Genomic DNA, 13,241 nt, shown 5'->3' with positions numbered 1-13,241 from the left:
CTCAATGTCCTGTAACGGTCAGGCCCGGGAAGCTGATCAGCGACAACACCTGTTCGGCGATCATCTTCTGGCCTGTGATGGTGAAATGAATGCCGTCATCGACCCGCACCTTGACCCGCTTGCCCTCCGATGTCCGCACCGTGTACGAGAAACCATCGTCGGTATAGCCGAGGATCGGGTTGGCCGAGACATAGTGCTGGCCGAACAGCGCGGTCTGCTCCTGGTACAGCCCACTCAGGTAGTTCATGGCCGTGGACAGCCGCGCCTTCTCCATATTAGGCGGGCCGACCCACAGCACCTGCACGTTGTGCTCGCGGGCCTGCTCGAGGATCGCGTCGATACGGGCACGGTAGGCGACCTCCCACTCCGGCGACTTGAAGCGCAGGAACGGCTTGCCCTTGCCCTGGGGCATGTCCCAAGGGTCGTTGGGGCCGAGGAACACCACCATCAGGCGGATGTTCGGCTCGTGGTCGAGGGTTTCGGCCACGGTCTTGGGCCAGTTGAAGAAGCCAGGATAGGCCAGGCCGGTGCTCTGCTTGCTGAGGTTGACGGTGCGGATCTGGTAGCGCTTGCGCAGGGTGTTGGCCAGGTGCGGCGCCACGCCCTGCATCAGCGAGTCACCCACCAGGAACACATCGTCGCCTGCGGCCAGGGCCGCGACCTTACCCGGTTGCAACACGGTCGGCACAGGTGCTGGCGCGGCCACCACCGGCTGCGCGGCCGGGACAGGCGCCGGGGCATGCGCTGGCGCTGGTGTGTTGTGCATGGGCGGGTGGGCAACCGTAGGCGGCAACGGCTTGGCCACGGCCGCCGGGGTTTCCAGATTGACCGTCACCACCGGCACCGACTCTGGCAATACCTGGGCAGCGGGTACATCGACCACCTGCTCGGTCGGTTGCCATTGTTCGAGCAGGCGGTCACGCTCTTCTTCCAGCGCCAGGGTCAACTGCGCCCCGAAGCGCCAGGCCGGTATCTGCCCCAGCAGCGGGATCTCGCAACTCTCGTGGTACTTCTGCTGGCAATAGAGCTTGATCGAGTCCTGGTTCAGCCAGAACAACAGCGCAGTGGTGACCACGATCGCATACAACGCACGAGCGGCGCCCATCTGTACCTGGAACAACTGACGGCTATCAGAAGCTTGCATAGATAAACCCCGGCACGCCCGACTGCGAAGCAAAAATCACCAGCGACACGCCGACCCCGAGCGGGATCGGGTACAGCTGCCACGGCAAGCGCTGAAACACGGCGCCGCTCTGGCGCAACAGCACCAGCAACAACGGATAACTGGCCACGAACAGCACGCAGGCCAGCAGCATCACGCCGGTGGCGCTGTTCAGGCCTGCCAGGCTCAGCTGAGTGATGTCACCGAGCATCTCGACCGCGCCGTCCAACGTCGGGCTACGGAAGAAGATCCAGGCGAACGCCACGTAGTGGAATGTCATCAAGCGTGCCAGCAGAGCGGCACCAGGCAGGCGCTCGAAGCCCGGCAACAGCTGGTTGAACAGCTTGGAGATGGCCAGGCCCACGCCATGCAGCGCGCCCCAGATGATGAAATTCACGCTCGCCCCGTGCCACAGGCCGGACACCAGCATTGCCAGCAGCATGTTCAGGTTGCCGCGCCACACACCTTTGCGGTTGCCGCCCAGCGGGATGTAGACGTAGTCACGGATGAAGCGCGACAGGCTGATGTGCCAGCGCCCCCAGAATTCCTTGAGGTTGTGCGCGGCATAGGGCGCGTCGAAGTTGTCCGGCAGACGGAAGCCCAGCAACAGGGCGATGCCGGTCACCAGGTTGGTGTAGCCGCTGAAGTTGAAGTAGATCAGGAAACTGTAGCCATAGACGCTCAGCAGCACCTGCTCGGGCGTGGCGCTGCCGGGCGTGTCGAACACCGGGTCGACCCACTCGCTGCCCAGCCAGGCACTGAGAAAGAACAGCTTCACCACTGCCATGGCGATCAAGCCCAGGGCCCGCTGCGGCTCCAGCACCTGGCGCATGGCCTGCGGGCGGATCTGCGGCAGCATGTGCAGGGCGCGGTTGACCGGGCCGGCCACGAGGCTTGGGAAGAACGCCAGGTACAGGGCCAGGTCCAGCGGTGCGGCGGGCGCCAGCTCGCGGCGGCTGATCGACACCAGGTAGCTGACCGAATGGAAGGCGTAGAACGACAGGCCGATCGGCACCAGCACTTCCAGTAATGGCAGCGACACCTCGAACCCGGCACTGGCCAGCGCGCCCTGGATCCCGCCGACGAAGAACTCCTGGTACTTGAACAGGTAGAAGCAGCCCAGCACCAGGGTCAGCAGCAAGACGCCGTTGAACCAGCGCCGGGGGTGACGCCCCGCCAACAACCCGAGCAGGTACACCAGCGCGCTGTAGCCCAACAGGATGTACAGCGATTGCAGGCTGAAACTCGCCACCAGGCCATAACTGGCCGCCAGCAGCAGCAGGTTCTGCAACCGCACGCTCCAGCACAGGCACCAATAAAGCATGAAGAACAGCGTGAAGCAGAGGCCGAATTCGATCGAAAGGAAGCTCACAACGTAGTCCGTTACGTGACATCAAGAAGGGAGGGCGGCTGGCCCGCGGGCCAGAGCGCGCGGATTATGGCAGAGGGCCTGCACCCTCACAATGCGGCTATCGCACAGAATGCAAGATGGCTCGCCGCAGACAAGTGCAACAAAATGCGACGAACGATAAGCCCGGGCAATTTGCTCCCCCTGCCCCGCTCTGCTAGTGTCGCGCCGTTCTGAATGCCACCGAGACCGTCGCCATGGCCCGCAAAAAAGCCTCCATCGATTTCGAACAGTCCCTCGCCGACCTGCAAGCCCTGGTCGAGCGCCTGGAGAACGGCGAGTTGTCGCTGGAAGAGTCGCTGGCCGCCTTCGAGCAAGGCATCGCCCTGACCCGCGATTGCCAGGGCGCCCTGGCCCAGGCCGAGCAGAAGGTGCAGATCCTGCTGGAGCGCGACGGCGAACTGGCCGCCCAGCCGTTCGACGCGGAGCCCGAGGCATGATTGCCCAGTACCAGCAAAGCGCCCAGGCGCGGGTCGATGCAGCCCTCGAACCGTTGTTCCAGGCCCCGTCGAAAGAACTCGAACGCCTTTATGCCGCCATGCGCTACAGCGTGATGAACGGCGGCAAGCGCGTGCGCCCGTTGCTGGCCTACGCCGCCTGCGAGGCGCTGGGCGCCCCGGCCGAACAGGCCAACGGTGCCGCCTGCGCGGTGGAGCTGATCCACGCTTACTCGCTGGTCCACGACGACCTGCCGGCGATGGACGACGACGACCTGCGCCGCGGCCAGCCGACCACCCACAAAGCCTTCGACGAAGCCTGCGCCATCCTTGCCGGCGATGGCCTGCAGAGCCTGGCCTTCAGCGCCCTGCTCGACCCACGCCTGAGCCCCCAGGCCGACGGCATCCGCCTGCACATGGTCCAGGCCCTGACCAAGGCCGCCGGCCCTGCCGGCATGGTCGGCGGCCAGGCCATCGACCTGGGCTCGGTGGGTATCAAGCTCGACCAGCAGGCCCTGGAATACATGCACCGGCACAAGACCGGCGCGCTGATCGAAGCCAGCGTGCGCCTTGGTGCCCTGGCCAGTGCCCGCGCCGAACAGGCCCAGCTCGATGCCCTGCAAATTTACGCACAGGCCATCGGCCTTGCCTTCCAGGTGCAGGACGACATCCTCGATGTGGAGAGCGACACCGCCACCCTCGGCAAGCGCCAGGGCGCCGACATCGCCCGCGATAAACCAACCTACCCGGCGCTGCTTGGGCTGGAAGCGGCCAAGGCCTATGCCCTGGAACTGCGCGACCAGGCGCTGGCGGCGCTGCAAGGCTTTGGCGAGAACGCCGAGCCGCTGCGGGCCCTGGCCCGCTACATCGTCGAACGCCGCCATTGATTTGGGGCCGCTCTGCGGCCCATCGCCGGCAAAGCCGGCTCCTACACAGATAGCACTGAACCTGCAGGAGCCGGTTTTGCCGGCGATGGGCTGCAAAGCAGCCCCCGCTCCCACCCGTCCGAATGGGCAGCTTTTCCCACAATGGGGTAAACTGCCGCGTCTTCACACCTATAACGACACGCCTGATGCCCACGACGTTTCAAGAGATCCCCCGCGAACGCCCGGTCACGCCGTTGCTGGACCGCGCCGACACGCCCGCCGGCCTGCGCCGCCTGGCCGAAGCCGACCTGGAGACCCTGGCCGACGAGCTGCGCCAGGACCTGCTCTATACCGTGGGGCAGACCGGTGGGCATTTCGGTGCGGGCCTGGGCGTCATCGAGCTGACGATCGCCCTGCACTACGTCTTCGACACCCCGGACGACCGGCTGGTGTGGGACGTCGGCCACCAGGCCTACCCGCACAAAATCCTGACGGGCCGCCGTGACCGCATGCTCAGCCTGCGCCAGAAGGACGGCATCGCCGCCTTCCCGCGCCGTAGCGAAAGCGAGTACGACACCTTCGGCGTCGGCCATTCCAGCACCTCGATCAGCGCCGCGCTGGGTATGGCCATCGCCGCCCGCCTGCAGAACGACCCACGCAAGTCGATCGCCGTGATCGGCGACGGCGCGCTGACTGCCGGCATGGCCTTCGAGGCACTGAACCATGCGCAGGAAGTGGATGCCAACATGCTGGTCATCCTCAACGACAACGACATGTCGATCTCGCGCAACGTTGGTGGCCTGTCGAACTACCTGGCCAAGATCCTCTCCAGCCGCACCTACGCGAGCATGCGCGAAGGCAGCAAGAAAGTGCTGTCGCGCCTGCCCGGTGCCTGGGAGATCGCCCGCCGCACCGAAGAGTACGCCAAGGGCATGCTGGTGCCCGGCACCCTGTTCGAAGAGCTGGGCTGGAACTACATCGGCCCGATCGACGGCCACGACCTGCCCACGCTGATCGCCACGCTGCGCAACATGCGCGACCTCAAGGGCCCGCAGTTCCTGCATGTGGTCACCAAGAAAGGCAAGGGCTTCGCCCCGGCCGAAGTCGACCCGATCGGCTACCACGCCATCACCAAGCTGGAGCCGGCCGACAAGCCGGTCGCGCCGAAAAAACCGAGCGGCCCGAAGTACTCCGCCGTGTTCGGCCAGTGGTTGTGCGACATGGCCGCCGCCGACAACCGCCTGGTGGGGATCACCCCGGCGATGAAGGAAGGCTCGGACCTGGTCGACTTCAGCGAACGCTACCCCACGCGCTATTTCGACGTCGCCATCGCCGAACAGCACGCGGTAACCTTCGCCGCGGGCATGGCCTGCGAAGGCGCCAAGCCGGTGGTGGCGATCTACTCCACCTTCCTGCAACGCGCCTATGACCAACTGATCCACGACGTGGCGGTGCAGGACCTGGACGTGCTGTTCGCCATCGACCGCGCCGGCCTGGTCGGCGAGGATGGCCCGACCCATGCCGGCGCCTACGACCTGTCGTACCTGCGCTGCATCCCCGGCATGTTGGTGATGACCCCGAGCGACGAGAACGAGCTGCGCAAGATGCTCAGCACCGGCCACCACTACAAAGGCCCGGCCGCCGTGCGCTACCCGCGCGGTACCGGCCCTAATGCGCCGATCAGTGGCGACCTGGAGCCGTTGGAAATCGGCAAGGGCGTGGTCCGCCGCCAGGGCAGCAAGGTCGCCTTGCTGGTGTTCGGCGTGCAATTGACTGAAGCCCTGCAAGTGGCCGAGCAGATCGGCGCCACCGTGGTCGACATGCGTTTCGTCAAGCCGCTGGACGAGGCGCTGGTGCTGGAGATGGCCGCCAGCCACGAACTGCTGGTGACCATCGAGGAGAACGCCATCATGGGCGGCGCAGGTGCCGCCGTGGGCGAATTCCTGGCCCGTGAAGGCGTGGTCAAGCCGCTGCTGCACCTGGGCCTGCCGGATATCTATGTCGAGCATGCCAAGCCCGCGCAAATGCTGGCCGAGTGCGGGCTGGATGCTGCTGGCATCGAAGCCTCGGTCAAGGCCCGCATGGCCAAACTCGGCCTATAAATCTGGGGCCGCCATGCGGCCCATCGCCGGCAAAGCCGGCTCCTACCGGGATATGCGCGGTACCTGTAGGAGCCGGCTTTGCCGGCGAACACAATCGCACGCCCTATGAAGATTCCAACCCTCACCACCCTGCTGTGCCTCCCCGCCGCCGCCCTGGCCGCCGAACCTTCCCGTGACGATGCCCTCAAGCTCCCCGACGTGCTGATCAGCGCCAGCCGCCAGGTCGAGTCGCGCACCGCCACCAGCGCCGCCAACACGGTCTTTACCCGCAGCGACATCGACCGCCTGCAACCGTCCAACGTCACCGACCTGCTCACCCGCGTGCCCGGCGTGCAAGTCGCGCCAACTGGTGGTCGCGGCAGCCTGCCGGGCATCTTTGTGCGCGGCACCAAGGCGGCCCAGACCCTGGTGCTGGTCGACGGCGTGCGCATCGCCAACGCCACGTCTGGCGACAGCGGCCTGCAGTTTCTCGACGTCGACCAGATCGAGCGGGTGGAAGTGCTGCGCGGCTCGCGCTCGGCGGTGTACGGCAGCGACGCCATCGGCGGGGTGATCCAGATCTTCACCCGCCGTGGCAGCGGCCAGGGGCTGCAACCGCGCCTGCGCCTGGCGGCCGGCAGCAATCAGACCTGGCAGCGTAGCCTGGGCCTGTCCGGGGGCAATGGCGCAACGCGCTTCAACCTCGGCGCCAGCCTCGACGAAACGGCCGGCATCGACTCCACCGGGCCGTCGTATGCCAGCGATAGCGACCATGACGCCTATCGCAACCGCGCGTTCAACCTGAGCCTGAGCCACACCTTCAACGAGCGTTTCGAAGCGGGCCTGAACCTGCTCGAGAACCATGGGCGCCGTGAATTCGACGAGCCTCGCGGCAGCAGCCCGAAGGTGCCCTACTCGAACTTCGCTGTCAGCAGCCTGGGCAGTTACCTCGATGCCCAGCTTGCCGATCAATGGCATTCCCGACTGGAGGTGGCCCACAGCGAAAACCGCGACGACAGCCGCGACAAGCTCACGCACCAGAGCACGCCGTTCAACACCTACCGCGACCAGGTCACCTGGCAGAACGACCTGACCCTGAATGACGACAACAGCGTGCTGCTGGGTGGCGAGTGGTACGAGGACCGGGTACACGCGGCCACCGACTTCAACGAGGACAGCCGCTGGAACCGCGCCGTGTTCGCCCAGCATCGCTTCCAGGGCGAACACTTCTCGACCGAACTTGGCGTACGCCACGACAAGAACCAGCAATTCGGCGGCCAGACCACCTGGAGCGGCAACCTGACCCTGCCTTTGAACGCCCGCAATGACCTGTTGCTGTCCTACAGCGAGGGCTTTCGCGCCCCCACGTTCAACGACCTCTACTACCCTGGTCTCAGCAACCCCGACCTCAAGCCGGAGCACTCGAAGTCCTATGAAGTGCAATGGCGCAGTCAACTGACCGACAGCAGCCGCCTGGAAACCTCGCTCTATCGCACCGACCTACGAGATGCCATCAGCTACGACGCCGATGCCGATACCATGAGCAACGTTGCCCAAGCCCGTATCAACGGCTTCGAGATGGCGCTGGACCAGCAATGGGGTGCCTGGACATCGCAACTGGGCCTGGCGTTGATCGACCCCCGTGACCAGAAGAGCGGCCACACGCTTGCCCGGCGCGCACGCCGCACCCTGAGCCTGGATATCGACCGTCAATTCGACCGTTTCAATGTCGGTGCCAGCTGGCAGGCCGTCAGTGGCAGCTACAACGACGAAACCAACAATGTGCCCATCGGTGGTTATGGGCTGTTGGGCATTCGCGGCGGCTGGGCGGCCACCCGTGAACTGCTGGTCGACCTCAAGCTCGACAACCTGCTGGACAAGCGTTACAGCCGCAATTTCTACAACTACCAGGGGAATGACTACGGCTATCGCGAAGAAGGCCGCACCTGGCTACTGAGCATTACCTGGACACCGGCGCTCTAGCCTCGAGCAACGCGCACAGGCGGGCGGTGGCCTCGATCATCTGCCCGCTGGGCCGCTCAAGCCCCTTGTCCGGCACCACCAGCAAGCGTCCACCCTTAACGGCGCTCAACTGCGGCCAGCGGCGCCAACTGGCCAGTTGCGCCGGATCACCCGCCAGGATCACCTCAGGGTCGCGCAGCAGCACCGACTCCACACTGACTTGCGGCGCTGGCTGGGTCAGGTCATCAAACACATTGCGCGCCCCACAGACACGCAAGGCATCACTGACCACCTGACGCCCACCCAGGGTGTACAGCGGCTTGTCCCAGACCTGGTAGAACACCCGCAATGGCACTTCACGCCGGTAATGTTCCCGCAGCCCATGCAGCCGCTCACGCAAACTGGTGGCATAGGCGTGACCTTGCTCGTCACGGCCGATGCGCTGGGCGATGGCTTCGATCTGCTCGATCAACTGGTCGAGGTCGCCGGGTTCGCCGCTGAACGTGTCGATTCCCAGGCGCCTGAGCTGGTCACGCTGGGCAGGAGCCACGCTCCCGGGCCAGAGCAGAAGCAGGTCGGGCTTGAGACTGAGCAGGCGTTCCATATCCAGCTGGCCATGACGGCCGACGGAGGGAAGACTGGCCAGCGCCTGCGGACGCTCGCCGCCATCGAGCACGCCGACCAGCAGGTCGCCGGCCTCCAGCTCAAGGACGATCTCGGTCATCGACGGCGCCAAGCTGACCACACGTGGCTGTGCTTCGGCCAAGGCGCCGCAGCACAGCAGCGCGATACCGGCGAGCAACGCCCGCATCAGCCCAACTGACGCGGAATGTGGTAGAGGTACAGGATCACCACGGTAGACAACGCCAGCAGGATCTGTGGCACCGCTTCGAGCCCCACCAGCACCGACAGCGCAGCCACCCAAGCGGGGAAACAGGCGAACAGCATGGCCAGGCGCCTCACCCGCGCCAGCTCGATCCAGGCGCCGGGCTCTTCCGGCGTGCCCAGTTGCTTGTCGGTGGCGATCAATGCCCGCTTGTAAGTGCCGAAGCGTGGCAGGCTGAGGAACATGGTCGCAGCCCCGGCGATGAACAATGGCATGGCCAGCACCGGGATCAGCGGTTCGCTACCACCAAACGCCCAGGCCATCACCGGCAACGGCACCAGGCCCATGGCCAGGTACTGCCACCAGGCCAGGGCCAGCCGGCGCTTCACCTCGCCGCGGGTCACGCCTGGGGCACCTCGCCCTGGTGCTTGTTGCCCATCATGTGGCCAAGCTTGTCGGCCTTGGTGGCCAGGTACAGGCGGTTATGCGGGTTGTGGCCGGTGTGCAGCGGCACGCGCTCGGCGACCTTGATGCCCATGTCGGTCAGCGCCTTGACCTTGCGCGGGTTGTTGGTCATCAGGCGCAGCGATTTCACCCCCAGGTGCTCGAGCATGGGCAGGCACATGGCGTAGTCACGCTGGTCGGCGGCAAAGCCCAGGCGCTCGTTGGCCTCGACGGTGTCGGCGCCGCCGTCCTGCAGCTCGTAGGCGCGGATTTTGTTCAGCAGGCCAATGCCACGACCTTCCTGGCGCAGGTACAGCAGCACGCCACGGCCTTCGCGGGCGATGGCCTGCAGCGCGGCCTCCAGTTGCGAGCCGCAGTCGCAACGCTGGCTGAACAGAGCATCGCCGGTCAGGCACTCGGAGTGCAGGCGCCCCAGCACCGGCTCACCGTCCGCGATGTCACCCAGGCTGAGCACCACGTGCTCACGGCCGGTGGCTTCGTCGAGGAAACCATGCATGGTGAAGATCGCAAAGGGAGTCGGGAGTTTGGAGGCGGCGACAAAGACGACGGGCACGTTGTGCTCCTGGAAAGTAGGAATATTCAGATCGGCCGATTGTATCAGCAGCCCGGCGCCGGTGCGCAGGCTGAATATCGCGGCTTAAGATCGAAAAGTTCGATGCTTATAGGGGCGCCATCAACCCTCGTACCGCTGCCTTCAGGGTTCAAGACAACCTGGAGGGGCTGGCTTTGCCGGCGAACACCGGCGTTCTGCGCGTTGCCTGGTTCGCCGGCAAAGCCGGCTCCTACAGGGTTGGCATCCAAACTTGTGACACTAGTGAGGCTGGCTATTGCTGGCGAACGGATAGGGCTGCTTCCAGTGCTCGAAGATCGGCTTCAGCTCGCCGCTGCGCACCAGCACCTCCATGCGCCGGTCGAACAGGTCACGCAGGGCCTTGCCCTGTTCGCTGTCGGCGAACGCCAGGTACAACGGCAGCTCGGCCACGTGGGTGAGCTTGAACTGCTTGGGGTCGGGTGCCTGGCCGAGCACGTAGTTCACCTCGGTCTCGGCATCGATATAGAAATCCACCCGGTCATGCTCGAGCATCGGCAGGATGCCCTCGCGGCGCTGGATCTCGCGGAAATTCCTGGCATTGGGCAAGTAGCTGCCGTAGTCGTAGCCGCGCACCCAGGCCAGGCGGAACTGACCGATGTTGTCGAGGGTGGGCGCCGGCTTGCTGGCCAGGCCCAGGGCATAGATATGATCCATGTCGAAGTGCCAGCGCGGGTAGAGGTTATTGGGGTTCTCCTCCTTGTAGGAGCCCACCCAGGCATCCGCCTCGCCACGCTTGACCAGGCCCACCGCGCGGCTGTAGGGCGCGCTCTGTGGCTTGAGCTTGACGCCGGCCGGTTCGAACACCTTGCGCATCACGTCCCAGGCCAGCCCGGTGCCATCCTTGTTGGTGTAGTCGAGCCATTCCTCGCTGACCAGGCGCACCTGCGTCGGCGCCTCCCGGGCCATGGCGCCGGAGCCCGCGACGAGCAGCATCACTGCCAGCAATACAGTCCTGAACCTCATCACAACGCTCCCTGTTTCAGGCCACCGCCCACACCAGCACCTGCATGCCCAGCCAGGCGAACACACCGGCCAGGATATCGTCGAGCATGATCCCGAAGCCACCATGCACATGCCGATCGATCCAGCGGATCGGCCAGGGTTTGAGGATGTCGAAGAAGCGGAACATCAGGAACCCCGCCAGCAGCCACTGCCAGCCCTCCGGCACCAGCCACAGGGTGATCCACATGCCGACGATCTCGTCCCAGACGATGCCCTCGTGGTCGTGGACGCGCAAGTCGTTGGCCACCTTGCCGCACAGCCACACACCAAACAACATGCTGATGCCCAGCAGCAGCCAATAGCCCCAGTCGGGCAGCATCTGCCACAGCGGGATGAACGGCAGGGCTACCAGCGAACCCCAGGTACCGGGGGCCTTGGGCAAGGTACCAGAGCCGAAACCGAAGGCGATGAAGTGCCACGGGTTGCGCCAGACCGAAGGCGGAACGAACTCCGCAGGCACCTGGTTGGGGTGGTCGGTCACGGTGTCTCCCTGAAATGTTGATAGCCCCGCTGCGCGGGGGTGATGTCCTGGCCCTGCGGGTCACGCAGGGTCACACCCTGCCCCTCCAGCACACGGCCAATGACGTGCACCTGGTCGGCCAGTGAAGAAAGTGCGCATTCCGGCAGGGTGAACGCCAGTACGTAGTCGTCGCCACCGGTGAGCGCCGCATGCAATGCCGCCTCACGGCCAAGAAACGCCTGCAAAGGAGCAGACACGGGAAGCTGCGCCAGGTTCACCTCCAGCGCCACGCCGGACGCCTTGGCGATATGCCCGCAGTCGGCCAGCAACCCATCGGAGATGTCCAGTGCCGCCGTGGCCAGGCCACGCAGGCGCTCGCCCAACTGTAGTTGTGGCAGCGGCGACCAGTAGTGCGCCAGCAGCGGCGCGGCCACATCATTAGCCGCCTCGCGCTCACCCAGCACCAACGGCAAGGCGCCCGCCGCATTACCCAGAAAACCACCGACGCACAACAGGTCGCCCGGCCGTGCGCCACTGCGACGCAGCGCTTGGCCCGCCGGCACGCGGCCGAACACGGTCACGGTGATGCTCAACGGGCCACGGGTGGTATCGCCACCGATCAGCGCCATACTGCAACGCTGGGCCATACGACCAAGGCCGTCGGCATAACCCGCGAGCCAGTCGGGGCCGACTTCGGGCAGCGTGAGGGCCAGGGTGAAGCCGATGGGCGTGGCGCCCATGGCTGCGAGGTCGCTGGCCGCCACGGCAAGCGAGCGCTGGCCGAGCAGCAAGGGGTCGCAGATTGCGGGGAAGTGCACGCCGGCCACGAGCGTGTCGGTGGAAACCGCCAGCTGCTCGCCAGCGGGAAGCGCCAGCAGGGCGCAGTCGTCGCCGATACCCAGGGCCACGCCCTCGCCGCCCTGCGCACAGGGCGCGGCGGCGAAGTAGTGGCTGATCAGCTCGAACTCACCCATGGCTCGTCAGCGCCGCGATCAGCGCTTGTTCGCCCGGACTTCCGCTTCACGCAGACGTGGAGCCAGCTTGTCCAGCACGCCGTTGACGAACTTGTGCCCGTCGGTAGCGCCGAAGACTTTCGCCAGCTCCACACCTTCGTTGATCACCACGCGGTACGGCACGTCGGCGCGCATCATGAATTCCCAGGCGGACAGGCGCAGCACGGACAACTCGACCGGGTCGAGTTCTTCCAGTGGCGTATCCAGGCAAGGCTTCAGGGCCTCGTCGATCTCGACCTTCTTCGCCGGGACCCCGTGCAGGATCTCGCGGAAGTAGGCGCCGTCGACATCGGAGAAATCGTTATCGACCCGGAACTGCGCTTCCACTTCGTTCAGCGAGTGCTTGGCCATGTGCCACTGGTAGAGGGCTTGCGTGGCGAGCTTGCGGGCTTCGCGACGCTTGGCGCTCTTCGAGGGCTTGCCGGCATCCGCAGGTTTTGGATCGCGCGGGTTGAAACGATCGCTTTCGTCGCTAATCACTTGGCCTCCAACTGCGCCAGCAGGCTGACCATTTCCAGGGCGGACAGGGCCGCTTCGGCACCTTTGTTGCCAGCCTTGGTGCCGGAACGCTCGATGGCTTGCTCGATGGAGTCGACGGTCAGTACGCCGAAAGCCACCGGAACACCGAACTCCATGGACACCTGGGCCAGGCCCTTGGTGCACTCGCCCGCCACGTATTCGAAGTGCGGGGTACCGCCACGGATCACTGCGCCCAGGGCGATGATCGCGTCGTAAGCGCCTTGCTGGGCGACTTTCTGTGCCACCAGCGGGATTTCGAACGCGCCCGGGGCACGGATGATGGTGATGTCGCTTTCGCTGACGCCGTGGCGTACCAGGGCATCGACTGCGCCGCTAACCAGGCTTTCGACGACGAAGCTGTTGAAGCGGCCAACCACCAAAGCATAGCGACCTTTGGGGGCGATGAAGGTACCTTCGATGGTCTTCAGGGTCATTCCGGAGTTCTCAT

General features: G+C 65.4%; 14 protein-coding genes. 4 read left to right on the top strand and 10 right to left on the bottom strand.

Features of this window, described 5'->3' with window-relative positions:
• Position 1: 1 nt before the first annotated feature.
• Both IM733_RS22200 and IM733_RS22195 read right to left on the bottom strand, forming a co-directional pair.
• Positions 2-1,144 (bottom strand): SGNH/GDSL hydrolase family protein, encoded by a 1,143-nt coding sequence (locus IM733_RS22200; RefSeq protein WP_248918478.1) that lies wholly within the window; start codon positions 1,142-1,144, stop codon positions 2-4.
• The gene (locus IM733_RS22195) at positions 1,131-2,534 is read right to left on the bottom strand and encodes an MBOAT family O-acyltransferase (RefSeq protein WP_248918477.1); all 1,404 of its coding nucleotides are present in this window, start codon (positions 2,532-2,534) and stop codon (positions 1,131-1,133) included. Before IM733_RS22195 ends, IM733_RS22200 begins: the two co-directional genes overlap by 14 nt.
• Positions 2,535-2,767: 233 nt before the next feature.
• Here IM733_RS22195 and IM733_RS22190 point away from each other — a divergent pair, with 233 nt between their 5' ends.
• From IM733_RS22190 to IM733_RS22175, 4 genes are all read left to right on the top strand, one after another.
• Positions 2,768-3,010, top strand: coding sequence for an exodeoxyribonuclease VII small subunit (locus tag IM733_RS22190; protein ID WP_011531978.1), 243 nt, complete (start codon positions 2,768-2,770; stop codon positions 3,008-3,010).
• Positions 3,007-3,894, top strand: a complete 888-nt coding sequence (locus tag IM733_RS22185) for a polyprenyl synthetase family protein (RefSeq protein WP_248918476.1) — start codon at positions 3,007-3,009, stop codon at positions 3,892-3,894. Before IM733_RS22190 ends, IM733_RS22185 begins: the two co-directional genes overlap by 4 nt.
• 185 nt (positions 3,895-4,079) lie before the next feature.
• A complete protein-coding gene (gene dxs / locus IM733_RS22180; protein WP_248918475.1) occupies positions 4,080-5,975 on the top strand; it encodes a 1-deoxy-D-xylulose-5-phosphate synthase in 1,896 nt (631 codons plus the stop codon).
• Between the two features lie 105 nt (positions 5,976-6,080).
• Positions 6,081-7,937: a TonB-dependent receptor domain-containing protein gene (locus IM733_RS22175; protein WP_248918474.1), complete on the top strand. Its 1,857-nt coding sequence runs from the start codon at positions 6,081-6,083 to the stop codon at positions 7,935-7,937.
• On the opposite strand, the gene IM733_RS22170 is transcribed toward IM733_RS22175, so the two are convergent.
• From IM733_RS22170 to ribH, 8 genes are all read right to left on the bottom strand, one after another.
• Complete coding sequence (locus tag IM733_RS22170) at positions 7,915-8,727, bottom strand: cobalamin-binding protein (RefSeq protein ID WP_248918473.1); 813 nt, start codon at positions 8,725-8,727, stop codon at positions 7,915-7,917. The two genes, IM733_RS22175 and IM733_RS22170, sit on opposite strands and share 23 nt — an antisense overlap.
• Positions 8,727-9,146, bottom strand: a complete 420-nt coding sequence (locus IM733_RS22165; RefSeq protein ID WP_248918472.1) for an MFS transporter — start codon at positions 9,144-9,146, stop codon at positions 8,727-8,729. Before IM733_RS22165 ends, IM733_RS22170 begins: the two co-directional genes overlap by 1 nt.
• Positions 9,143-9,760 carry a GTP cyclohydrolase II gene (gene ribA / locus IM733_RS22160; RefSeq protein ID WP_248918471.1) on the bottom strand — a complete coding sequence of 206 codons (618 nt, stop codon included), beginning with the start codon at positions 9,758-9,760 and terminating at the stop codon, positions 9,143-9,145. The genes IM733_RS22165 and ribA overlap by 4 nt, the downstream gene beginning before the upstream one ends.
• A 258-nt stretch (positions 9,761-10,018) precedes the next feature.
• Complete coding sequence (locus IM733_RS22155; RefSeq protein ID WP_248918470.1) at positions 10,019-10,762, bottom strand: substrate-binding periplasmic protein; 744 nt, start codon at positions 10,760-10,762, stop codon at positions 10,019-10,021.
• Between the two features lie 16 nt (positions 10,763-10,778).
• On the bottom strand, positions 10,779-11,282 hold the full coding sequence (locus IM733_RS22150; RefSeq protein WP_011531970.1) for a phosphatidylglycerophosphatase A family protein: 504 nt from the start codon (positions 11,280-11,282) through the stop codon (positions 10,779-10,781).
• Positions 11,279-12,235, bottom strand: a complete 957-nt coding sequence (gene thiL, locus IM733_RS22145; protein WP_248918469.1) for a thiamine-phosphate kinase — start codon at positions 12,233-12,235, stop codon at positions 11,279-11,281. The genes IM733_RS22150 and thiL overlap by 4 nt, the downstream gene beginning before the upstream one ends.
• Positions 12,236-12,253: 18 nt before the next feature.
• A complete protein-coding gene (gene nusB / locus IM733_RS22140; protein ID WP_011531968.1) occupies positions 12,254-12,754 on the bottom strand; it encodes a transcription antitermination factor NusB in 501 nt (166 codons plus the stop codon).
• Complete coding sequence (ribH, locus tag IM733_RS22135) at positions 12,751-13,227, bottom strand: 6,7-dimethyl-8-ribityllumazine synthase (RefSeq protein WP_003255395.1); 477 nt, start codon at positions 13,225-13,227, stop codon at positions 12,751-12,753. Before ribH ends, nusB begins: the two co-directional genes overlap by 4 nt.
• Between the last annotated feature and the right edge of the window lie 14 nt (positions 13,228-13,241).

It is taken from the genome of Pseudomonas entomophila (assembly GCF_023277925.1).
GTDB lineage: Bacteria > Pseudomonadota > Gammaproteobacteria > Pseudomonadales > Pseudomonadaceae > Aquipseudomonas > Aquipseudomonas entomophila_D.
Note: the sequence above shows the minus strand (reverse complement) of the source record. Positions and strands in the feature narration are given on the sequence as shown.